The 22,445-nt window shown below is 51.0% G+C and carries 18 protein-coding genes and 1 pseudogene; 10 read left to right on the top strand and 9 right to left on the bottom strand.

What is annotated here, in order from left to right; translation table 11 throughout:
• The first annotated feature begins 70 nt into the window (after positions 1–70).
• From ABEW73_RS14460 to ABEW73_RS14425, 8 genes are all read left to right on the top strand, one after another.
• Entirely contained in the window at positions 71–1,609 is a 1,539-nt protein-coding gene (locus tag ABEW73_RS14460; RefSeq protein ID WP_430167122.1) for an extracellular solute-binding protein, read from the top strand.
• 211 nt (positions 1,610–1,820) lie between these two features.
• Entirely contained in the window at positions 1,821–3,362 is a 1,542-nt protein-coding gene (locus tag ABEW73_RS14455) for an extracellular solute-binding protein (RefSeq protein WP_430167120.1), read from the top strand.
• 84 nt (positions 3,363–3,446) lie between these two features.
• Positions 3,447–4,406: an ABC transporter permease gene (locus tag ABEW73_RS14450; protein WP_430167118.1), complete on the top strand. Its 960-nt coding sequence runs from the start codon at positions 3,447–3,449 to the stop codon at positions 4,404–4,406.
• 20 nt (positions 4,407–4,426) lie between these two features.
• Positions 4,427–5,305 carry a carbohydrate ABC transporter permease gene (locus ABEW73_RS14445; RefSeq protein WP_071222846.1) on the top strand — a complete coding sequence of 293 codons (879 nt, stop codon included), beginning with the start codon at positions 4,427–4,429 and terminating at the stop codon, positions 5,303–5,305.
• Between the two features lie 19 nt (positions 5,306–5,324).
• Positions 5,325–6,764, top strand: coding sequence for a family 43 glycosylhydrolase (locus tag ABEW73_RS14440; protein ID WP_430167294.1), 1,440 nt, complete (start codon positions 5,325–5,327; stop codon positions 6,762–6,764).
• 15 nt (positions 6,765–6,779) lie between these two features.
• On the top strand, positions 6,780–7,898 hold the full coding sequence (locus tag ABEW73_RS14435; RefSeq protein ID WP_430167116.1) for a hypothetical protein: 1,119 nt from the start codon (positions 6,780–6,782) through the stop codon (positions 7,896–7,898).
• Positions 7,899–8,076: 178 nt separating this feature from the next.
• The gene (locus ABEW73_RS14430; RefSeq protein ID WP_430167114.1) at positions 8,077–8,433 is read left to right on the top strand and encodes a cupin domain-containing protein; all 357 of its coding nucleotides are present in this window, start codon (positions 8,077–8,079) and stop codon (positions 8,431–8,433) included.
• A gap of 36 nt (positions 8,434–8,469) precedes the next feature.
• Positions 8,470–9,279 carry an alpha/beta hydrolase gene (locus tag ABEW73_RS14425; RefSeq protein WP_430167292.1) on the top strand — a complete coding sequence of 270 codons (810 nt, stop codon included), beginning with the start codon at positions 8,470–8,472 and terminating at the stop codon, positions 9,277–9,279.
• An 84-nt stretch (positions 9,280–9,363) separates the two neighbouring features.
• Here the strand turns inward: ABEW73_RS14425 and ABEW73_RS14420 are convergent.
• Positions 9,364–9,483: pseudogene (locus tag ABEW73_RS14420) on the bottom strand (ABC transporter permease); the annotation flags it as partial.
• A gap of 181 nt (positions 9,484–9,664) precedes the next feature.
• Between ABEW73_RS14420 and ABEW73_RS14415 the strand changes: the two are divergent.
• A complete protein-coding gene (locus tag ABEW73_RS14415; RefSeq protein WP_430167112.1) occupies positions 9,665–10,699 on the top strand; it encodes a dienelactone hydrolase family protein in 1,035 nt (344 codons plus the stop codon).
• A 169-nt stretch (positions 10,700–10,868) separates the two neighbouring features.
• Here the strand turns inward: ABEW73_RS14415 and ABEW73_RS14410 are convergent, their stop codons facing one another.
• The 5 genes from ABEW73_RS14410 to ABEW73_RS14390 all read right to left on the bottom strand — a co-directional run bounded on the left by ABEW73_RS14410 (position 10,869) and on the right by ABEW73_RS14390 (position 18,775).
• Positions 10,869–14,123 (bottom strand): carbohydrate-binding protein, encoded by a 3,255-nt coding sequence (locus ABEW73_RS14410; protein ID WP_430167110.1) that lies wholly within the window; start codon positions 14,121–14,123, stop codon positions 10,869–10,871.
• 81 nt (positions 14,124–14,204) lie between these two features.
• Positions 14,205–15,551, bottom strand: coding sequence for an ABC transporter substrate-binding protein (locus tag ABEW73_RS14405; protein ID WP_430167108.1), 1,347 nt, complete (start codon positions 15,549–15,551; stop codon positions 14,205–14,207).
• Between the two features lie 101 nt (positions 15,552–15,652).
• Positions 15,653–16,552 carry a carbohydrate ABC transporter permease gene (locus ABEW73_RS14400; RefSeq protein WP_430167106.1) on the bottom strand — a complete coding sequence of 300 codons (900 nt, stop codon included), beginning with the start codon at positions 16,550–16,552 and terminating at the stop codon, positions 15,653–15,655.
• 14 nt (positions 16,553–16,566) lie between these two features.
• Positions 16,567–17,457, bottom strand: a complete 891-nt coding sequence (locus tag ABEW73_RS14395) for a carbohydrate ABC transporter permease (RefSeq protein ID WP_430167104.1) — start codon at positions 17,455–17,457, stop codon at positions 16,567–16,569.
• Positions 17,444–18,775, bottom strand: coding sequence for a glycoside hydrolase family 125 protein (locus tag ABEW73_RS14390; protein WP_430167102.1), 1,332 nt, complete (start codon positions 18,773–18,775; stop codon positions 17,444–17,446). Before ABEW73_RS14390 ends, ABEW73_RS14395 begins: the two co-directional genes overlap by 14 nt.
• Before the next feature lie 594 nt (positions 18,776–19,369).
• Here ABEW73_RS14390 and sigK point away from each other — a divergent pair.
• Positions 19,370–20,071, top strand: coding sequence for an RNA polymerase sporulation sigma factor SigK (gene sigK, locus ABEW73_RS14385; RefSeq protein WP_006208952.1), 702 nt, complete (start codon positions 19,370–19,372; stop codon positions 20,069–20,071).
• 292 nt (positions 20,072–20,363) lie between these two features.
• Here sigK and ABEW73_RS14380 read toward each other — a convergent pair whose 3' ends face one another.
• From ABEW73_RS14380 to ABEW73_RS14370, 3 genes are all read right to left on the bottom strand, one after another.
• Entirely contained in the window at positions 20,364–20,627 is a 264-nt protein-coding gene (locus ABEW73_RS14380; RefSeq protein WP_430167100.1) for a hypothetical protein, read from the bottom strand.
• A gap of 310 nt (positions 20,628–20,937) precedes the next feature.
• Positions 20,938–21,216 carry a hypothetical protein gene (locus ABEW73_RS14375; RefSeq protein WP_430167099.1) on the bottom strand — a complete coding sequence of 93 codons (279 nt, stop codon included), beginning with the start codon at positions 21,214–21,216 and terminating at the stop codon, positions 20,938–20,940.
• Positions 21,217–21,307: 91 nt separating this feature from the next.
• Entirely contained in the window at positions 21,308–22,144 is an 837-nt protein-coding gene (locus ABEW73_RS14370) for a sugar phosphate isomerase/epimerase family protein (RefSeq protein ID WP_430167097.1), read from the bottom strand.
• Positions 22,145–22,445 lie beyond the last annotated feature (301 nt).

The raw sequence follows: 22,445 nt of genomic DNA, 5'->3' as shown, positions 1-22,445 counted from the left end.
ATATGTTAAAATCATTCCAAATACTTAGGATCCGCGAGAAACATGGGGGGAACGGAGGTAGAACAGATTGATGACCCGTCTGTCAAACTATGTCATTCTTACGCTTGCTATTCTGATGGTGTCGGCCGCGTGCATCAGCATGGCCCGATCATCGGGAACGGATGACGGAAGTACGTCTTCTGACCGTTCAACCAGCATTTCGATCATGGCCAACCTGCATACCGCCAAGGTTCCCTCCGATCGGATCGAGAAATCGATCGAGGAAAAAACGGGCGTTCAGCTTAATATTCAGTGGGTACCCGACGGAAGTTATGATGAGAAGGTATTTGCTTCGCTTGCAACAGGGACTTTGCCGCAAGCACTGTATCTTAAGAATGCCGCATCCTTGTCCTATTTCAGGGATGAGATTCGGAGCGGGCTATTCTGGGAAATCGGTCCTTACCTTGACGGCTATCCGAATTTAAAGCGATTGAAGCCCGAGGTTTTAAGGAATACCGCTATTGACGGGAAGCTGTACAGCCTTTACCAGGAACGAGCCTTAGCCCGTTCAGGCATCATTTACCGTAAGGACTGGGCAGAACGGCTAGGACTATCGGCACCGGAAACGCTTGATGATTTATACGAAATGTTGAAAGGGTTTACATATAACGATCCGGACAACAACGGCATCGATGATACCATCGGCTTGGCGGATCGCAACGATTTGATCTACGGGGCTTTCAAGACGATCAGCTCCTATTACGGAACGCCGAATCATTGGGGATGGTACAACGATTCGTTGCAGCCGGAATTCGTCTTTCCGCAGTATATGGAAACGATGAAGTTCTTCAAGAAGCTGCATAGCGAAGGACTGATGAATGAAGACTTCCCGATTACCAGCAAGACGGACCAGCAGGAGCTGTTCATTACGGGAAAAGCCGGGGTCTATATCGGCGCGATGGGAGACGTACTGTCCCTGGAGTCAAGACTGCTGGCGAATGACCCTGAGGCCGTGCTCGATGTCCAGAATCGGGTTCTTGGGCCGGAAGGGTACGGGATATGGGCTTCGCAGGGATACGGAACGGTCATCTTGTTTCCGAAGTCCGCGATCGCCACGGAAGAGGAGCTGAAGAATGTGCTCTCTTTCTATGATGCACTAATGAGTCCCGAGCTTGCGAACCTGATGTATTGGGGGATCGAAGGCACCCACTATACCGTACAGGATGGCAAAGCGGTGGCGGTGGACGCTTTTGAGCTGAGGGAAAAGGACGTGAAGCCTTACCAGGCTTTGATGGCCGGAAGCTTTAGCACCATACCGGGCATGCTGGAGCCGGTGAACACGAATCGGGTTAAGGATAAGGCCGAGCGGCTGATTTACGATAATGAGAATTTCCTCATTTATGATCCCACCGCACCGTTAGAGTCACCGATGTATAACGAGATCGGCGTCCGATTGAATGAACGCATGCGGGACGCCACCTATCAATTCATGCTGGGAATGATCGATGAGAAGGGGTTCCAGGCGGAGATCGACCGTTGGCTTGAAGAAGGGGGAAGCCAGATTATCGAGGAATATGATGCTTCGTATCGAAGCACGGTGGGACCTTATCTGCATGAGGAATACCGCTAGGGGATTGATTTCCCCGGCGGTTTTTTTGTTGTCGCGCCATCATCGGCGATCCCATTGCCTATGTAATCATTAGATTTGATTCCCCCGGCTCCTTATGCCGGGCACGGCCGAACGCCCCATATCCAATCGAAGGATTATGTACGTACCGGGCTTCTCTCAACTAAGCTGTTTCTTGTCAGTCCATATTCAAATTTAAAACGGAGGTCAGATGATGAAGAAGAATAAAGCCAGTACTATCCTGGCAATTGTAACCGCTTTATCCGTGTTGGCAGGCTGTGGCGGCAACTCCGCCCCTGCAGCAACCGGCAGCTCAAATGACAATGGCAGTTCAGCGCAAGGCCAGAACAAGAGCGAACCGGTAACCATCTCGATTATGGCCAACCTCCATACCCCTGAAGTTCCCTCCGACATGATTGAGAAACTGCTGGAAGAGAAAACAGGCACCAAGCTTGACATTCAGTGGGTGCCGGACGGCACTTATGATGAAAAGGTCAATGCATCCTTTGCAACCGGAACGCTGCCGCAGGTGACGTACCTGAAGAATGCCGCCTCGCTTGTGAATATGCGTGATGCGATCCGCAACGGGCAATTCTGGGAGATTGGGCCATTGCTGGGTCAATACCCGAACCTCAGCAAGCTGAAACCTGAAGTGTTAAAGAACACGGCGGTGGACGGCAAAATTTATGCGTTATACCGTGAAGTGCCTTTGTCGCGTCAGGGCATCATTTACCGCAAGGATTGGGCCGATAAGCTTGGGCTCAGCGCCCCGACCAATGTGGACGAATTCTATAATATGTTGAAGCAGTTCAAGGAGAAGGATCCTGATGGCAACGGCAAAGACGACACCATCCCGCTGACGGATCGAAATGACCTGATCTACGGCGCGTTCAAAACGATAAGCTCGTGGCTCGGCACGCCGAATAACTGGGGCGAGAAGGACGGCAAGCTGGCTCCTGAATTTATGTTCCCTGAATATATGGAGACGATGAAATTCTTCAAGAAACTTCACCAGGAAGGCCTGATCAATCAGGATTTCCCGGTTACCAGCAAAACGGACCAACAAAATCTGTTCATTACTGGCAAGTCGGGTGTATATATCGGAGCGATGGGGGACGTATCCAGCCTGCATCCCAAGGTCGTTGAAGTGAATCCGGATGCGGAACTCGATGTTCAGAATAAAATCGAAGGAGGACCGAATGGCTTCGGAATCTGGTCGGTTCCCGGCTATGGCTCGGTGATTCTCTTCCCGAAAACAGCCATCAAATCAGAAGAGGAACTGAAAGATGTGCTGGCCTTTATGGATCAGTTGATGAGTCCGGAGCTTGGCAACCTGATCTACTGGGGGGTTGAAGGACAGCACCACAAGCTGGAGGAAGGCAAGGTCATTCCTTCGGAAGACACCAAGCTGACCGATCGCGAAGTGAAGCCTTATCAAGCGATGCAGGTCGGCGGGCCGTTAACGATCGAGGGTTTTTATGAACCGAAGCATATGCTCCCTGTCAAAGCGAAATCGGAGGAAATGATCACGGAGAACAATGATTATCTCATTGAGGATCCTTCGGCATCACTGGATTCCAAGACGTTTAACGAAAAAGGTGTACAGCTGCAGGAGATGATTAAAGACGGCACGTATCAATTTATGCTTGGCGATATCGATGAGGCCGGATTCCAGGCGGTCGTGGATAACTGGCTTAAGAGCGGCGGTCAGCAAATCATCGATGAGTTCAATGTATCCTACGAATCATCCAAATAACGAACATGCCAGCATCCCGAATGGCCGGGGATTGCGATGCTGCAGTCTCCGGCAGGCTTCGGGATAGAAAGGAAGTCTGAGATCATGAGCGAAACCGCAGTGAAGACCGGGATGAGCAAGAGCGCCCCCAAAATACCGGAGTCCGGTCGAATGAGGAGAATCATAAAAAACCGGGCGATCTACCTCATGATTCTTCCGGGATTTTTATACTTCCTGATCTTTAAATATATCCCGATGTCGGGATTGATTATAGCCTTCCAGGATTATCAGGCTTATCTAGGCGTTACGGGCAGCCCCTGGGTGGGGCTCAAGCATTTTGAGCGGCTGTTTACCGAGCCGATGTTCTTCACGATTTTGGGCAACACGCTGCTGCTGTTTTTCCTGAACCTGGCCTTCTATTTTCCCGTGCCGATCATTCTTGCCTTAATGCTCAACGAGGTTCGGCGCGAAGTGTTTAAACGTTTTATCCAGACGCTGGTGTACATTCCCCACTTCATGTCCTGGGTCATCATCGTATCCATTTCGTTTGTCATGCTCTCGATGGATCGCGGAATCATAAATGAGTTGCTGGTGATGGCCGGATTCGAAAAAATCAATTTTCTGATGAGCAGCGAATGGTTCCGACCAATGTATGTCTTGCAGATCATCTGGCGGGAGGCAGGCTGGGGGACAATCATCTATTTGGCTGCCATGGCGGCGATTGATCCCGGTTTATACGAAGCGTCCCGGATTGACGGGGCCAGCCGCTTTCGGCAAATGTGGCATATTACGCTTCCTTCGATTCGAAGCGTGATCGTCGTTTTGTTGATTTTGAAAATCGGCGATGTGCTGGAACTTGGGTTCGAACATATCTATCTCCTCTTAAACTCAATGAACCGGAATGTGGCGGAGATATTCGATACGTATGTTTATACCGCAGGTCTGAAGCAAGGTCAGTTCAGCTTCAGTACGGCGGTCGGGTTCTTTAAATCGCTGATCGGTCTTATTCTGGTGATGCTGGCCAATTGGTTGGCCAAAAAAGCGGGAGAAGAAGGCATCTATTAACTACAGAAAGGTGGACCGCTATGGTACAAGATAAAACGATATCGAGCCGAATCTTCGATATCGTGAACTATACGCTGCTGTTGATCATTGGCCTGGTTACCATCCTGCCTTTCCTTCACGTCATCGCCGGATCCTTCACAACCGTGACGGAGCTGGCGCAGAAGCAGTTTGTCCTGTTTCCGACCGTATGGTCGCTTGATGCTTACAAATATGTGTTTTCAACCAATACGGTGTTTCGCTCGCTGGGCGTTTCTGTGGGCGTCACCTTTTTGGGTACCTTGTTCAGCATGCTGTTAACCTGCTTGATGGCATACGGGCTGTCGCGCAGGGATCTGGATGGCCGTAATTTCATCATGTTCATGGTTCTGTTCACGATGCTCTTCAGCGGCGGAATGATCCCAACGTTTCTCGTGGTGAAGGAGATGGGGCTGATCGATACGTATGCGGCGCTGATTGTCCCGACGGCGATCAATGCCTTCAATCTCATCATCATGCGTAACTTCTTTCAGAACCTGCCTGAGGGATTGGAGGAATCCGCGAAGATCGACGGGGCCGGCGATTGGGGCATCCTGTTCCGAATCGTGATTCCGCTGTCAATGCCTGCTATTGCGACCATATCGCTCTTTTATGCGGTTACCTACTGGAACACGTATATGTCGGCGATTTTGTACTTGAATGATGCGGCCAAATGGCCCGTGCAGGTCATCCTGCGGCAGATCGTCATCCTTGCCAGCGGTTTGGCGGCAGACACCTCCGGCATGGACGAATTTGTCCGGCCGCCGGAGCAGACGGTGAAGATGGCGGTCATTGTCATTGCCACACTGCCGATTCTGTGCGTATATCCGTTCCTGCAGAAGCATTTTGCGAAGGGTGCGCTGCTGGGTTCAATCAAGGGATAGAGAGGAGCGAGGGATCGTGTTGGAAAAGAAACAGTATGCACCGATCATTGCCGGTAATTATGCCGACCCGTCGATCATCCGGGTTGGCGAGGATTATTACATGACACATTCCTCCTACAAGCTGACGCCAGGTCTCGTCATCTGGCATTCGCGTGATTTGCTAAATTGGAGCCGTATTGGGGCAGCATTGCCCCAATACGAGGGGGACGTATGGGCGCCGGAATTCGTGGCGCATAACGGCATGTATTATATTTATTATCCGGCAGCGCGAACGAACTGGGTCGTAACGGCATCCAGTCCGACGGGACCGTGGAGCAAACCGATTCATTTGGGGATCAAAGGAATTGATCCGGGGCACACGGTAGGACCGGACGGAAAGCGTTATTTACATATGTCCGGCGGTGATTTTGTAGAGCTTACGGCGGACGGACTCGCGGTCACAGGCGAAGTCAGACATGTGTATAACGGCTGGCGGTATCCGGATGATTGGGTCGTGGAGGCATACAGCTTGGAGGGGCCGAAAATTACCGTTCGCGATGGATATTTTTATCTGACGGTGGCAGTCGGAGGGACAGCTGGACCGCCCACAAGCCATATGGCCGTGTCGTCAAGATCCAGAACGCCATGGGGTCCTTGGGAGCATTCTCCGTACAACCCGATCGTTCATACGGAATCCAGGGATGAGCCCTGGTGGTCAAAAGGGCACGCCTCGTTGATCGACTCCCCGGACGGCCAGTGGTGGATAGTCTACCATGCTTATGCGGGCGGGTTCCATTCGCTGGGCAGGCAGACCTTGCTCGAACCGATCGAATGGACCTCGGACGGATGGTTTCGTGCTGCGGGAGGCCGTGAGGGACTTATTGGCGAGTGCGATCGGCCGCATGATGAAGGAGAAATCAATGCTGTGAATCAAGGTGTCGCATTCAGGGATACCTTTGATGATCCTGAGCTGGGACTTCATTGGCAGTGTGAAGGTGTGGAGCCTTCCGCCCGGTTCCATCCGGGGAATCATGAATTGGTAGCCGAGGCAGCATCCGAGGAGGCAAAAGCTTCTCCGCTGCTCTACATGGCGGGCCATAAGCGTTATTCAGCAGAGGTCGAGATCATCGTGGAGGGCCCGGCAGAAGGCCGCCTGCTCCTCTATTATAACGATGCGGCATATCTCGGGATGGGAGTCAACGAGCGTGGGGTCCGGCATTTCCGGTCATTTAAGGGCTACGGCACGATGCCGAATGATCAGCGCAGGGCATTTTTGCGTTTGGTAAACGATGCGCATATCGTCTCATTCTATTACAGCTTCGATGGGTTGGAATGGCTCCGGTATGACAAAGTGGTGGATGTTTCAGGATTCCATCACAACACGTTTGGCGGGTTTCAGAGCCTCCGCATCGGACTGGATGCCGTCGGTAAGGGCAGGGTGATTTTTCGGGGTTTTTCATATAACGTCATAAGCAGCTGAAAGAAGGGGTAGGGAATGACAAAGAGATTAGAGGACATTCTGACGGATGGCGATGGGTTGTTTGAAGGTTTCTTCGAATGGCTCGAAGGTCAATATGACGCTGCTTCCGGCGGCTTTTATTATGCCCGCAGTTCAAGGGATTCCGGTGCGTTTACGCCGGACATCGAATCGACGGCGCAAGCGTTGGGCATTATCGAGCGCTGCGGGCTTCAGCAAAGGCTGGCCGATGATATCAAGACGGGTTTCGTGCGTTTTTTCCAGTCGAAGCAAGACCCTAGGGCGGGTTATTTTTATGATGCTGATCCCAAGATGAGAAAAGACGATGTGATGGTGGGCCGCGCGCTTGGCTACAGCGTAGGAGCACTTGGCAAGTTGGGGGCATCACCCTTGCATCCGCTGCCGGGCAATCGGAATATGGCTCCGGCCTATTGCCGTTCTCCTGAAGCTTATGCGGAGTGGCTGCATTCGATCAGTCTTGCAAACAGCTGGCGCGGCTGCGACCGGCTGTGCAACTCGGCCCCTTATTTAAATCAGATGACGCCGGAGGAGCGGGGGCCATTTTTATATGAAGCTTTGTCTTATTTTGCGAGTATTCAAGACCCCGTAACGGGGTTGTGGGGTGAAGGCACCCCTTATGTGCGAATATCGGGAACCTTCAAACTGTTGACGTTCTATAACCGATTTCAGGCTCCCCTGCCGCGGACTCCGGACATATACCGGTCCCTTCTGCACGCTCTGCGGAACGAGAAGGCCGTTGACATGTGTTACATCCGGAACCCGATCAGCCTCCTGACCTCGATGAAGCTGCGCATCCCGGAAGAGGACGTTCTGGAGATCGCGGAAATCACCTTGTGGAATATGGCGCGGCTCAAGCGGGCGGACGGCGGATTTTCCAGGGAAATTGATCATTCCCCGCCGGCACCGAATGTGGCCCAAGTGAAGCAAGGTGAGTATTACCCTGACATGCCGGAGGCGGTTCCGCTGGGCAAGGGTGAGGTTGAAGGGGACATGAATGCGGGAACGCAGGCAGTTCTTATCCGCTATTCGCTGCGTGAGCTTGGGGGGCTGCAGGAACGAAAGCTGGATATTCCCGATTCTGTGTTCTCATCTTTACGAGCAGATACGGGGAGATGATTTACGAGTCAGGAACTCTAAATATATAGGATCAATCAGTCGACATGACTCTCTGAATTTTTATGAGATGGATAATAGGAATACATAGATCCTTCGGCGAAGAAGTTATGAAGGTTTTTTAATTTAATGAGTCGATATCCGTGGAATTCGGTACTTGGATTAGCAGAGGAGGAGGATCATGGCGGAAATCGGAGTTTGGGAACAAGCGGAGCCCGGGGTGACGAGGAAGGTGTTTAAACCCGGGATCGGCCTGATGATGATGGAGGTACATTTTGAAGAAGGGGCGCAAGGTGCACTGCACAGCCATCCCCATGAGCAGATGAGCTACTGTCTGAAGGGAGCAATCGAATTTTATATCAACGGTGAGACGACCCTGGTGCGTCAGGGTGATACCATCGTCATTCCCGGTGGGGCAGAGCATGGGGTGAAGGCACTGGAACCCTCCGCTCTTTTGGATGCGTTTACACCCCTGAGACTGGATTTGCTTGGTCCCGGAGTGCCGAAAGCTGAAGGAAATGAAGAACTAAGTGAATAAACGACTGGATATGAGAGACAGAAAGGAATGGATATGATGAAGCTTTGGGAACAGGATATCCCCGGACATGAGTCGGTGGAAGAGAAATTCACGCCCTACATGACACCTTATCTATTACAAAAGGACACCCCTCACGGGGCCGTGCTTGTGCTTCCGGGCGGCGGCTACGGGCGGCGCGCGGATCATGAGGGTGATCCGGTTGCCATGTGGCTTAATTCGATTGGGCTATCGGCCTTTGTCGTTCATTACCGTGTTGCCCCTTATCGGCATCCGTATCCGCTGGGCGATGCCCAGCGTGCGGTCCGGCTTGTAAGGCATCACGCCAAGGAATGGAATATCGATCCGGACCGCATCGGAATCCTCGGGTTCTCAGCCGGCGGACATCTCGCGGCGAGCGCCAGTACGCATTTCGATGAAGGCAATCCGGAGGCCGTGGATGCTGTGGACCGGCAGAGCTCCCGCCCGAACGCTTCCATTCTCTGTTACCCGGTCATTTCATTTAAGGATTATTACCATGAGGGCTCCATGACCAATTTGTTGGGAGAGGAACCGCCGGAAGTGTTGAGAAATGCGTTGTCTCTCGAGCTTGCGGTGAAACCGGAGACCCCTCCGTCCTTTCTGTGGCATACCGCGGACGATGGCGCGGTTCCCGTCGAAAACAGCCTGATGTATGCCAAAGCGCTTAGCGAGCAGCGCATCCCGTTTGAGCTTCATGTATTCCCGGAGGGTCGGCACGGTCTTGGTCTTGCAGAAGAAAATGCCAGTGTTTCGCAATGGACGGGTCTGTGCGCGGGCTGGCTGCAGAAGATCGGATTTTCGTCGCAAGCGGTCGTTCAGGGAAGGTAGACGGATGCAGCTAAATTGAACTCATGAAAAAAACAAGCTCATCTGAAAAATCATTCAGATGAGCTTGTTCGTATAACCTAAAGATCAGGACCGGCCTCTAATCTCCTGTCGGAGGAACAGGACGTAAGAGATGGCGAAGCAGATCAACGTTGCTGCGGTCAGTCCGGTAATTTGCGGCCAGACGAGCAGCAGGCTTGAAGGGAAACGACGGGCAGACAGTGCTGTCGTCAGCATGGAACCCAAAGGGGGAGCCGGAGACCGACCGGGCCCGAAGCCGTCCTGGTGAATATGGGGCCTTGAAGCCCAGGCATACAGGGGAAATAAGTTATCCAAGGGAAACGCCGTGTCTAAAAACAATGAGTAAATCGAAGGCGGTGAGTACGGGATGTGGCGTGCAGATGCTTTGCTGGAGTCCATGTATAACGAAGCTATGGGACGAACGAAAGACAGGCAGGTTTCCATGAGTGCCAAAGAGCGCAAAGGGCATTTGAAGCAGACGCTTCGGCAATTGATCGGCGAATTCGAATCCAATGAAGGGCACAAGCCGGTACTGCTTGAACAGGAGCGGTGTGACGGATATATTCGGGAGAGGGTGGAGCTGTCCGCCATACCGGGCGTATCCTTTGCGGCATATGTATTAATTCCGGAAGGGAATCCGATGAAGCCGATGCCAGCAGTCGTCGCCGTTCATGGTCATGGCTATGGAAGCAGGGAAATTGTCGGACTGAGACAGGACGGATCAAGCGATCCCGATACGCCCGGCATACACCGGCATTTCGCTGTCCAGTTGGTACGGCGGGGCATGGTGGTAATCGCTCCGGATGTAGCCGGTTTCGGTGAGCGCCGCCTTGCGGCGGATCTCGCACTAAATCCGGATGCCCCGAACTCCTGCCATCGGCTGTCTACCCAACTGATGATGCATGGCAAGACGCTCGCTGGTCTCCGCGCAGCCGAGACGCTGAAGGCATTGGAGTACGTGGCCGAGCGTCCCGAAGTTCAGGCTGACCACATCGGCATCATGGGCTTTTCGGGAGGCGGGCTTATCTCGTTCCTGTGCGCGGCGCTGGATGAACGGATTCGGGCTGCCGTGCTTGCTGGATACCCCAATACTTTTAAGGACAGCATTATGGCGGTGCAGCACTGTGTATGCAATTACATCCCCGGCATCCTGAACCATGCCGAGCTGCCGGAATGGATGGGACTGATCTGTCCTAGGCCCTTGTTTCTGGAGTCTGGAACCCATGATCGAATATTTCCGGCTGCCGGCTTTGAAGCAGCAGCTCATGAGCTCAGGGAAATATATCGGCGCACCGGTGCGGAGAAGAAGTTTCGAACCGATCTGTTCCCTGGATCACATGAAATTAGCGGCCGGTATTCGTACGATTGGCTGTTTGAACGATTAAGCAGCCCGGACTTGTGAAAGGTATCCTACCTAGCCGTTTCTTATTAGGTACTTCTTGTGACAGGCATCGCACGTACGGACCCCAAGATACCGTGGGTGCAGGTAAAATAAAGCAAAAAGTGACTCCTGAATCACCAGGAGTCACTTTTTCACATGTCAGCATGGTTGCCGCTATAGCGCTTTAGGTTTACTCCAAGCCATCCTGCCAATCTTCGAGCAGGGAGTTCGCATCGGTATTCAATACTGTTTTGGCTTGATCGCTGACGTGGCGTCCCATAGCCTCTTTATTCAGATGCTTGATGAAATTCTGCATATGTTTCACGGCCTGCTCCCGTCTACCCTTATCCAGATGATGCTGGACCTGGTTAAGGGCATTGCTCAACTGGGGAATGATCGCTCCGCGTACATCTCCTGAATCCGCGAATCGGGCGATTAATTGTTTCATGGAAGGCACGCTGGTGATGACTCGGAACTGGAACGTTTTCTGAAGCTTGTTACCGGACCGATCTTCAGTCATAACCGTTGCCGTTATGTCGCCCAAATTCCCAGCCAAATCGATGTCGATAGCGTCCTTGGTCAATGGATCCAGCGCATATGCTTTGCCATTGACCGTTATTTCGGCAAATGGAATGGCGGCAGTGTCCAAGATTTTGAAGCTGAGGACCATGTAATCCTCCAAAGAATCGCCATCCTCCAAGCTCTTTCCATTGGCAGTCAGAGAGAGGGAGGGTAGATCCGTGACCTCTATGGTGACCCCCTGCGAAACATTGCCGGACAAATCTTTAGACCGGATGAAGAGTGTATAATTCTTGCCAGCTTCGATTCCCTGTATCACCGCTGTTTGAACTCCCCGATTGACCTCGATGACGTCGCCAACCTGTTGTCCATCGCTCCGCAGCGTAATTTGTACTTTTTGAGCATCGATATCATAGGGGCCATCCCAAATCAGCGTTATGTTGCCCTCGCCGCGTTTCACCTGCACGTTCTCTACCTCACCCGGGGCAATGTCGTCCTCTTCGGGCAGGGTAGGAGCATCAGGCTCCGTAAATACAGCCGGATCGCCAAAAGTGAATTTATCAAAGTTATATAACCAATCTCCACCTTTAAAAGACATGAATACAATGTGTTTTCCCGTTACAGGGGTCGTTACATCTGTCGAGAAAACTTTGAAATTCTGCCAGCCTCCGGTCCCTGAGACGGTGGCTGTTGCAATGACCGGACCGCCCAGACTGTCCAGTCTGACCTCGATCGTCCCGCCAGCCGTGGCGCTGGCTGCGTTGACATGGAATTGGGTAGGGCTTTCGCTGCCAAAGTCAATATAATTGTACATGGCATAAGGGTTGTTTGGACCAAACATCCCGGCTAGGTAAGTTTCCCCGCCGCCGGTTTCTCTGCCGAAGCCTACCCCGTTCGTATAGTTCTCGGCTTCTAGCTTCTCGTAAGCATCCCTTGCTTTTCCTTTCATGGTGGTAAAGGTGAACCACTCCAGATTGAGGGGGTAGTCGCTGCCATTCGCTCCTTTGAAAACAAGGTATACATCGTGAACGCCTACAGCGAGGGTGTCATCAATATTCGCCATGATATCGACCCAGTTATCCCAGCTTCCCAGCGCCGGAATTTGAACGACACCTGCGGTAGGTCCATCTTGACTGTCCAATTTAATCTCGATCGTGCCGCCTTGATTACCGCTTGCCACATGCACAGTGATACCAGCCGCGCCAGTTCCAAAATCAATTCCTTCATAAGAGGCATAGGCATTGTGATGGATTCCGTCCAAATATCCGAACTCGGCATGTTTACTAAGTCCTTCGCTGCTGTCATAATTTCCGGCCTTCAGCTTGGCATACGCGTCGGTTTCGGTCGGGTCCGTCGTCGTAAATTGGAACCAGTTCAAATTGAATAAATAATCGTCATTCGTCTTGGTGAAGACAAGATACACATCATGGACGCCGGTTATGGTGCTTGGCGCTCCCTGGTCATCTTTAAGGAGGGTGACGGCATCGATATAATGATTCCAGTCGCCCGTTCCCTCTACGTTCAAGGTCCCGACTTTGGGGCCATCCTTGGAATCAAGCCGGATCTCAATTTGGCCTCCGCCCGTTCCGCTAGACGCTCTGGCAATGAAGCCGATCGCGCCGTCTGAGCCGAAATCCACATTTTTGTAAGCGGCATAAGAGCCATGCTGGATTCCGCCTAATTGCAGCGAACCTTCAAATGAACCCTCCAGCACGAATCCGGCCCCGATATTGTAGCGCTCCGCTTCGATTTTATCGAAGGGGTTTTTGACGGCATAACGAAGCTCCGCTTCCATCGGCTTGATCACGTTTAAAGCTTGAACGGCAGCGGCTGAGGACCAGGATTCATAGGTTCCGGACAACAGCTGTCCTGCCCAGTTGCCATCCACGATATGATCCGGATTGCGATGGCTCCAGGCCATTTCGACATTGAATGCAAGCCATTCGTCGAATTCAGCGCTGAATTCCGGGTGCTGGCCGGTTTCATCCAGTGTCTTTTGCAGATGGGCCAGATTGCGCATCAGGATCGTTTTGCCGCCTTTCAGATCTCCGTTGGGGCCTTCGTAATTCAATACCCCGTTTGAATCCACCAGATGGTTCTTGGTGAATGTAGCAGCTTTGACCGCGTCATCGAGGAAAACGGCATTTCCGGTCGCTTTATACAATCCGACGGCCGCCCCGATGTATGTACCCTGGTTGTAGTGAGTGGCATCCGGAATCGAGCCATGTTCAACTTCGATACGGTCGAACACTTTTCCGTTTCCGTCCGTAAGCATCGTTTTGCCCCATCTGAATATTTTGGTTGCCGCGTTCAAATAATGCTCATCTTTCGTAATATCGTAAAGATAAAGTGCAGCTTCCGCCGCCGGGAAATTAATGCACGCATTCTTGGTATTATGGTCGCTGTTCAGCCACCAAATGCCGCCGCTTGCGAACTCTTCATCCCACTGCGTATCGTACACAAAATCGAAATGATCCTTTGCGGCCTCCAAATATCTTGGATTCCCGGTGATTTGATAGGCTCTGGCGCTGCCCATTGCCCACCACATAATATCGTCATTGAACGGATTATTCGTCCAATCTTGGCCGTACTTGGCGACGGTGCCGTCATATACATCGTCGATCTGCGTTTTAAGCTCGGCTTTCAAGACAGGATCGGATGTATGCTGATATGCATCCATGACCAATTCCCACAACTCTGCCTCCACCCAGAAGTCTTGATGCTTTTCGCGCTTCGAATCCTTCCAGAACATCTTGGCGTTCGGATCCCAGAATGTATCGTTAAAAGCTCTCATCGCTGTATCCCCGTCCGATGCGGTATAGGCGTAGGCTTTGGACGTTCCGATGCCGGGCATGGAACCGAGCATGAGCGCGATAGCCAGAGGCACCGCCAGAAACTTGAAAAGTTGACCTAATCTGAGTGACATGAATGTTCCTCCTTTATTTTCAAATCGAAGCCGATCCTTTCCATTCACGATCGGCTTCATAAGTTTAGCGATACCCGGTTACTACTTTCCGGTCGTAATCACTTTGTTGATTTTTTCAGCCATCACATCCAGTTCGGTGATTGGGGCTTTGCCCATCAGAATGTTTTTCCATGATGCTTCGATGAACGGGTACGCTTTGCCTGCCCATGTCGACAGGAAACGAACCGGCTGCGTATTCTGGGATTTCAGAATATGATCAAGGCCTTCGCCCACTTCAGGATGTCCGGCCGCTTTCAGCGCTTCGTAATAAGCTGCGGAAGATGCTTGATAGGCTGCAGGAGCCACCGGGGTTGAAGGGAGGACTTCCTCGTACATTTTGGAATCCAGGTACTTGAGCACTTTCCATACCGCTTCCGGATTTTTGAGCGTTGCCGGACTGGACCAGCCTACAGCGTCATAAATCTCGGTCTGGCTGTTTACCACCGGCATCGGCACGTAGCCCCACTCCAATTCCTTCGGAGCCGTACGGATCAAGTCATCGGCTACCCATTGCCCTTGCAGGGTCATCGGGACTTTACCTTGTTTGAACGAACTCATGGCATTCGTTAAGTCAAAAGTAGGGGGATTCATGTAACCGTTTTCAATGGCGGATTTATATTTTTCGACTCCTTCCCTGAACGGGTCGCTGATTTCCACCTTCGTTGGATTGATGATGGCATCAGCGAAGGGAGCGCCGCCTGCGGAAACCGAATAGAGAGAGACGTGGAAGGGGTCAAGGGGGGCGTAATAACCAAATTGCTGCACGCCGCCCTGATTGCTCGAAAGTTTATCCATCGCCGTGAAGAATTCATCATAGGTCCAGCCAATCTTCGGTTCCGGAAGGCCGGCATCCTGGAATGATTTTTTATTGTAAAAAATACCGTATGTGTTCAAGAGGCCCGGCAATCCGACCAACTTGCCTTCATAGTACCAGCTGTCCACCACGCCATCGTAAAAGCCCTCCATGAACGCTTTGTCCTGTGTTGCAAGCTCCGTCCAGTCATAGAGGAGTCCTTTGCCGGCATTATCGAGCAGCATGTCGTTGCCGGTCATAAAGATGTCGGGCGCTTTCTTCGCCGTGATCATTCCGTTGATCTTGACACCGTAATTGTCCAATGGCGTAGGGATGAGTTTCACTTTGATGTCGGGGTTATCCTCTTCGAATTTTTTCATGGATGCCATGATTTTTTCGTTCATGGCCGCTGACTCCCAAGTAATCATCGTGACTTCGACGGGTTTCTTGGACCCGGCGTTACCTTCTCCGGATGGTGTGTTCCCTGGGCTCGCCGAACCGGAGCCTCCGCCGTTGCCGCCGCAAGCGGCTAGCAAACTTGAAAATAACAGTAAAGCGATGATTCCGCTGGCCCACCTTCTAACACCCTGTCTCATTGAAAGACCTCCCCAATGGTAAATTTAAATGAACTGAACATCACATGCTTTTTACTTCAGTCAAGTTAGAATCGGCATCACCTCCCATACGGTCGGAAGCTTTACTTTAAACCCGCGGAATTCATGGAGCCGAGCCCCTGCATAAAAAACTTCTGGCCAAAGAAGAAGAGCAGCAGCATCGGCAGGATATAAATTAAATCCGCGGCCATGAACAGGTTCCAGGCTGTCGCATAGGTGCCCGTATAGGTAGCCATCGCCAGTGACAACGTCCATTTGCTTGGGTCGATAATATAGAGCAGGGGTTCCAAATATTGATTCCATGCCCCTTGGAACGCAAAGATCACCATGGTCATGATGACTGGCATGGACATCGGCACCAGCACCTTGAGCAGTACATAAAGGTCCGATGCCCCGTCTATTTTGGCAGCCTCGTCAAATGAGACGGAGATCGTTTTTATATACTGGACAAACAGGAACGAGAACGTGGCGTTTCCAAAAAAGGCGGGCACAATGATCGGCAGCCAGGAATCGTACCATCCGATGCTGGTATACAGGTTAAACATAGGGATCATGCCGACAAATCCGGGAAGCATGAGGCTCCCTACAAAAAGCGAGAACCACAGTTTACGTCCCGGGAACTTCAGCCGTGCCAGACCATAGCCCACCAGAACCGAGCTTATAATCTGTCCGATCGTGCAGGTAATCGCAATAAACAGGGAGTTGCCAAACGTTTGCCAAAAGTTGATTTCCTTCGTTCCGGTTACAAAATTGGACCAATGAAATTCCCGCGGAAACCATTCGGGCGGAATTTTGAACACGTCATTGTTGCTCTTCAGTGCAATGGTAACCATCCACAAGAGGGGGAACAGCATCGCAATGGCGCCGATAGCCAATATGATAAAACGAAAGGCATCAATCCAGTTAAATCGTACTCTTTGCTTAACGCGTATGTCCGCCGCATTCAGATTTCCTTGTTGTTTGGGCCGTACTTCCGTTTGCATCCCTTCTTACCCCCTTATTTGTCGCTTTCGTAATAAACGAACCGGTTGGAGTACCGGTAAGAAATCACGGTAAAAATCATGATGATGACGAACAGTACCCACACTTCCGCGATTGCATAGCCAAACATTCTGCCATTGAAGGCGTCGGTATAGATTTTGTAATTCAGCAGGGAGGTGGAAAAGTTCGGGCCGCCTCCAGTCAATACCTGAACCTGGTTAAACGCCTGGAATGCGCCGATGATGCCGAGTATAAGCTGCAGGAACAGGATCGGGGTGATCATGGGCAGCGTAATGTTTAACGACATCCGCCACCTGGAGGCGCCGTCAACTTCCGCCGCTTCATACATTTCCTGGGGAACCGACTGCAGACCGCTCAGAAAAATGATGACACTGGATCCGACCTGCCATAAACCGATTAACACGATCGATGGAAGCGCTGTCGTTTCGCTGGTCAACCAAGTGCCCGGCGGCAATCCGAACTCTCTTAGCAGCGAATTTGCCAGACCGTATTGCGGCTCATAGATAAATTGCCACAACGTGAGCGTGGCGATGGAGGGAACGACGACGGGAAGATAAAAGATCGTGCGGAACCATTTGATGCCTGTCAAGTTTTTGTTCAGCATCATGGCCAATAACAAGCCTAGAATCAGTGATAAAGGAACACTCAGCATCACGAAGTAAAACGTCGCCCGGATGGAAGGCCAAAAAGCCGGATCCTCGGTGAACAGGTATCTAAAGTTCTCAAATCCGACAAAACGGGGAGAATCGTACCCGCTCCATTCTGTCATGGCGTAATACATGGACGACAACAGAGGGTAGGCGACAAAAACGCTGAAGCCGATAATGGACGGTAAAATGAACAGATATCCGGTGACCCAGCCGCGAAGCTTCCTATTGGTTCCCATAGTGATCCCGATGACCTCCTCCGATATCATTCGCTTTGACTCGAATGCCGCAGTAATCCATGATCAGCTCGCAAAACATCATGTTAGCCCAGGAAAACCATGGGCGAGTATAACGGGCAGGATCGTCGACCAGAAATCCTTCATGCATCATACCGGTGCCTGCATCGGTATCGGCCATCAGCCGTAGCAGTCTAAGTTTCTCTTCCCGATCCGTGGTCGTCAAGCCTTGAATCGCCAGTGCAATCGGCCAGATATAACGATCCGGCGTGTGGGGGCTTCCGACGCCTGCGGCGGCAGTGCCTTGATAATAATACGGATTGGCGTGGCTCAGCACGAACCTGCGGGTATTCTGGTAGATCGGGTCATCAGCGCTTGTATAACCCAAATACGGAATGGACAAAAGGCTGGGGACGTTGGCGTCATCCATCAGCAGATGGTTTCCCATCCCGTCCGTTTCATAGGCATATATTTTGCCATATTCGGGGTGATCGACCACGCCGTACGACGCAATGCCATGACGGATCTCATCGGCAAGTTTCTCCGCCTCCGCTTCCAACTCGGGATCGTGCAGGACATCACGGCAAATCTCCGCCAGATAACCAAGCACAACGACGGCGAACATATTGGACGGAATGAGGTATCCGTAGGCGCAGGCGTCGTCGCTCGGACGGAAGCCGGACCAGGTCATTCCCGTGTAAGCCACTTCAGCCCCTTTTCCGCTCCGCGGCAGCGTGTCGCTTGGAGGACAATCGAAGCGTTCGAAGTAATACGGCGAATTGGTTTCGTGATGCTGCTCGGTTCGCCAGGTGTCCAGAATGACTCTGGCAGCTGAATGGAACGTGTGATCCAAATGCGAGGTCCTACCGGTTTCTTTCCATAACAGGTAAGCAAGCTGAAGGGGATAGCATAACGAATCGATCTCATATTTGCGCTCCCATAGCCATGGATTCATGGCAGTGCGGTCGTTCTGATGGCCTTGACCCGAAGGGGAATCATTGAATGCATTGGCGTATGGGTCGAGCAGGATGAATGCCGTTTGCCTGCGAACGAGCCCCTCGATCAAATCGGCCAGCTTGTCGTCTTGGCCCGCCGGAACGAGGAAGGGCCGGATTTGCGCAGCCGAATCCCTAAGCCACATGGCTGGAATATCGCCGGTAATGACAAATGTGGTACCGTCGGGCTGCCGTCGAATGGTCGAACCCAGCGTGTTGTCCAGCATGCTCCTGAACATATGTCCGAGCTTCGGATAAGCTGAGGTGCCTTCGGTTATCGCGCGGTTCAAATCATGCAATACAGAAAAATAGTCCAATGTGTACATGGTAAGTTTCTCCCTTCCATCCTTCAGGGTGTTAATGTTTGTCAGGTCATTATATAAAACGCTTACATTTAATATAATTACATACCAATTTAATGTCAATATATTATATTGATAAAAATTATGGCTGTTATATTATGTTGGTGTAATGAATGGCTTTTCGATCATTCTGTGGGTCCATCGTTTTATATTTGCCAACGTTACTTTCTCTAGTTATGGGGCCAGATATGCTGGATCTTGGATGATTGATTTGAACCAAAAAGCTTGTCTTAGTAGGAATATATCGTTGCGGCAACGCAATTTATCATTTTTATACAGCTTACCTTTATAACATGATATATTGTTATGTGGTGAAAGGACGACCCTTAGCTGCGGTTGTCCGTTGTTTGGTTAAGGGACCGCTAAAATATCAAATGGTGTATCATTGCGCGCCTTCTTTTATGAATGGTCGGACAGATATCGGGGATTTAACGTTTTTACGAATCACTTTCCCACGTACAGGCACTTCTGGGCCGTTGCCTACATAGAATGAGAAGACCGAGAGACCGAGCGCGATAAGGGCCGGTTGCATTGTAACTTCGCAGGAGGTGTCCTAAAGTGCCTGGATTGTTTACCGCAATTGCTTTGTTCATAAAAGAGTTGACCCTGCTCGTTTCGTACGTGAAAAACAACGCGTTTCCCCAGCCTCTGACCGAGGAAGAGGAAGCTAAACATCTGCAGCGTATGGCCGAAGGCGATCCTCAATCGCGCAATAAACTAATTGAGCATAATCTTCGGCTGGTTGCGCACATCGTCAAAAAGTTCGATAACACCGGCGAGGATTTAGAAGATTTGATTTCCATCGGGACGATAGGACTCATCAAGGCGATTGAAAGCTTCAGGCCGAATAAAGGCACGAAGCTGGCGACATTTGCTGCCCGTTGTATAGAAAATGAGATACTGATGCATTTGCGTTCCTTGAAGAAGACACGAAAAGACGTATCCCTCCATGATCCGATTGGAACTGACAAAGAGGGGAATGAAATTACATTAATTGACATTTTAGGGACGGAAGCGGATGATATCGTGGATGCCGTGCAGTTAAAGATTGAGAAGAGCAAGATCTACCGAAACCTCGATATATTGGATGACCGGGAGAAGGAAGTTGTTATTGGTCGTTTTGGACTGGAAGCTGGTGGAGAAGAACGGACGCAGCGTGAGATCGCCAAGGAACTCGGCATATCGCGCAGTTATGTATCGCGGATTGAGAAGCGGGCGCTGATGAAGCTGTATCATGAGTTTTACAAGCAGAAACGTTAGGAAGAAAACTGAAACGGTGTTAACCACTGATGACCGAAACGGGAATGTCGATATAGAGCCGCTAAAGCCACTTCCTGTGATGGAAGTGGCTTTAGCTTGGTTTCCGGGGTCGAGAAAATGAACCTCTTGCCAAGCAAGAGGCTTCTATCATGGGAATAGAATGATTATTTCCGCATTGAGCAGAGGTTTTGCTGTTATCATTCTTCGATCAAAATCATTATCATGAGCGGAACATGGATAAACATCAAGCGAGCGGCAGCCTGTGGGATGCCGCTCGCTTGATTATATCGGGCTAAGCTCGTTCAGCTTGTTGATTGCACGCAACCCAATCCGCGTAGGACTCTTTGGATTTATACTGCTGCCATTGCAGCACGCGGCGAATGGCCATCGGCGCGATGATGCTGCCAATCATGCCGAACAGATCGGATTGAAGCGCTTTTTGAGCGATGATGAAACCGCAAGACCCGCCGATAAATTCAATGGACATGTAGCGCTTTACGCTGGATAATGTGACAACATAAATCACGAATTCATCCTGCTCCTTGATGATGGGCATGATGTACTCCCCCACTCCTTCACGTCTCTGTAACTGCGGACAACGGATTTCTACCTTCTTGGAATCGTACAAGGCTCTCGCAAGAAAAACATCCGCTAAAGCGGTCTTTCTTCTGAGTGACTACGAAGTTAGACGTTTTTCATATGCCATCTTATGTATTTTTATAGGCCATTATGCTTTCCAAGCGAGGATACAAGCCCTGTTACGACAAAAACCAACCGTCTTGGCCATAGAAAAACTGCACCTCCAAATGTTAGAAGGTGTCTAACAAGTGGGGTGCAGTTCACGACGGTTGGTTTTTAGTTCGGCTCTACTCGGGTTTCTGCTGTCCCGGGTCTGCTTGAATGCTCTCGTCTTCACCGGGATACTCCCGTTCGATGCCCATGTGCAAGTTGCGATCCTCGTAATCAAACCGATTCGGAGGGCGCTGATCCTTGCGCCATGGGGTGCTCTTGCCAAGGGAGTCGCTGCGGAGATCGGAACCGTAGGGTCCCTCGGGAAATTCCTCGGCCACCAGATCGTTCCGCTGTGACTCAACGGTGGCTAGATCCGTAAAGTTATCCCGTTCTTCCTTCTCAAATCCGTTCATTCCAGGGACCTCCCGAAAATGTACTTAAGCTACCGTATCAGTGTTCCCTTGAACAGATGGAATCATTCCGTTATGTGGTCTGGATCCTCTACTATAATCCAGCAGCACCGAATACGGTGTCGAAGGCTCGCCGTGATTTAGCGATCAATTCCTCAGGCGTTCCGGTCGGCGTGGCAGGCGTCAATATTTCTTGTGTAACCGGGCCTGCATAGCCGATATCGTTCAGAGCCTGAAGGAACCCTGGCAGATTAATTACGCCTTCACCCGGATAAAGCCGATCATTATCGAGAACATCCCCCACGGGAATGTCCTTCGCATCGTTAATGTGGACATGAACGATTTGTTCGGCGCGCAGCTGCCGAATATCCGCGACCGTCATTTCATTCGTGTACCAGTGATAGGCATCATACAGCAGTCCGACATTCGGCTCTCCGATGGCATCGATCCAATCCAAAGTTTCTTGTACAGTCCAGATAAACGGGTTCTTCCATTGGGTGCGCAGATGATGCGGTCCTACGAACTCCAAGGCCAATCGAATGCCGTATGCTCCCAAAATGTTGGCACAAGCCCGTATTCTTGTGGTGGCCAGCGCCATGAAATGAGCTGCGGGTGCGTCGGTGGAAGGAAGAATGTATGTACAGCATCGAGTGCAGCCGAGGGCCTTGGCAGCTGCCGCGGCTGCCGGAAGTTTCTCAAGGCCGCTTAGGAACTGCTCGTTCGATCCTCTCCATTCCACGGGAAGACCGATTGCCCCGACTTCCAGTTGGCGGGATTGCAGCATATTGGATGCCGCTTCCACGCCAAGGCGGTCTACAAGACCTTTGGCATCGATATCGACGCATTGGAATTCATATTTGGCTGCGAGTTCGATAAACTGTAAATCGCTTTCAAGTTTTCCGAGTCCTGCGCTTGTTAAACCTTGCAGCATATTCATCGTCTCCATTCACTATAAGATGTCGTATTGCTAGGGGCGGGCGCTTCGTTTATATCAACCCTTTGGTTTTTCATAGTTTCTATTATGATATGTTCCACTCTATAAATCTATGATCGCTTATTATTTTTTTAGAGAAAGATAACGATTTAAGCTGTGGCCGAATCGTTATTGTGAGAGGAATTTGTAATAAAGCGGCATGATTTCTACCGTTTCGAAGGGGATTACGGATGTTTTGCCGAAATAACCATGTCATATGAACTTCCACTTTACTCGCGAAAAGGGGATTTAACTCAGA

It is taken from the genome of Paenibacillus lautus (assembly GCF_050482385.1).
Lineage (GTDB): Bacteria > Bacillota > Bacilli > Paenibacillales > Paenibacillaceae > Paenibacillus_AQ > Paenibacillus_AQ lautus_B.
Note: the sequence above shows the minus strand (reverse complement) of the source record. Positions and strands in the feature narration are given on the sequence as shown.

Coding starts and splice junctions, on each gene's coding strand:
- ABEW73_RS14405 (WP_430167108.1), bottom strand. CDS start 15,551: ATGAGACAGGGTGTTAGAAGGTGGGCCAGCGGAATCATCGCTTTACTG.
- ABEW73_RS14430 (WP_430167114.1), top strand. CDS start 8,077: ATGGCGGAAATCGGAGTTTGGGAACAAGCGGAGCCCGGGGTGACGAGG.
- ABEW73_RS14390 (WP_430167102.1), bottom strand. CDS start 18,775: ATGTACACATTGGACTATTTTTCTGTATTGCATGATTTGAACCGCGCG.
- ABEW73_RS14445 (WP_071222846.1), top strand. CDS start 4,427: ATGGTACAAGATAAAACGATATCGAGCCGAATCTTCGATATCGTGAAC.
- ABEW73_RS14400 (WP_430167106.1), bottom strand. CDS start 16,552: ATGCAAACGGAAGTACGGCCCAAACAACAAGGAAATCTGAATGCGGCG.
- ABEW73_RS14415 (WP_430167112.1), top strand. CDS start 9,665: ATGTGGCGTGCAGATGCTTTGCTGGAGTCCATGTATAACGAAGCTATG.
- ABEW73_RS14455 (WP_430167120.1), top strand. CDS start 1,821: ATGAAGAAGAATAAAGCCAGTACTATCCTGGCAATTGTAACCGCTTTA.
- ABEW73_RS14395 (WP_430167104.1), bottom strand. CDS start 17,457: ATGGGAACCAATAGGAAGCTTCGCGGCTGGGTCACCGGATATCTGTTC.
- ABEW73_RS14370 (WP_430167097.1), bottom strand. CDS start 22,144: ATGCTGCAAGGTTTAACAAGCGCAGGACTCGGAAAACTTGAAAGCGAT.
- ABEW73_RS14460 (WP_430167122.1), top strand. CDS start 71: ATGACCCGTCTGTCAAACTATGTCATTCTTACGCTTGCTATTCTGATG.
- ABEW73_RS14425 (WP_430167292.1), top strand. CDS start 8,470: ATGAAGCTTTGGGAACAGGATATCCCCGGACATGAGTCGGTGGAAGAG.
- ABEW73_RS14375 (WP_430167099.1), bottom strand. CDS start 21,216: ATGAACGGATTTGAGAAGGAAGAACGGGATAACTTTACGGATCTAGCC.
- ABEW73_RS14380 (WP_430167100.1), bottom strand. CDS start 20,627: ATGCCCATCATCAAGGAGCAGGATGAATTCGTGATTTATGTTGTCACA.
- ABEW73_RS14435 (WP_430167116.1), top strand. CDS start 6,780: ATGACAAAGAGATTAGAGGACATTCTGACGGATGGCGATGGGTTGTTT.
- ABEW73_RS14450 (WP_430167118.1), top strand. CDS start 3,447: ATGAGCGAAACCGCAGTGAAGACCGGGATGAGCAAGAGCGCCCCCAAA.
- ABEW73_RS14410 (WP_430167110.1), bottom strand. CDS start 14,123: ATGTCACTCAGATTAGGTCAACTTTTCAAGTTTCTGGCGGTGCCTCTG.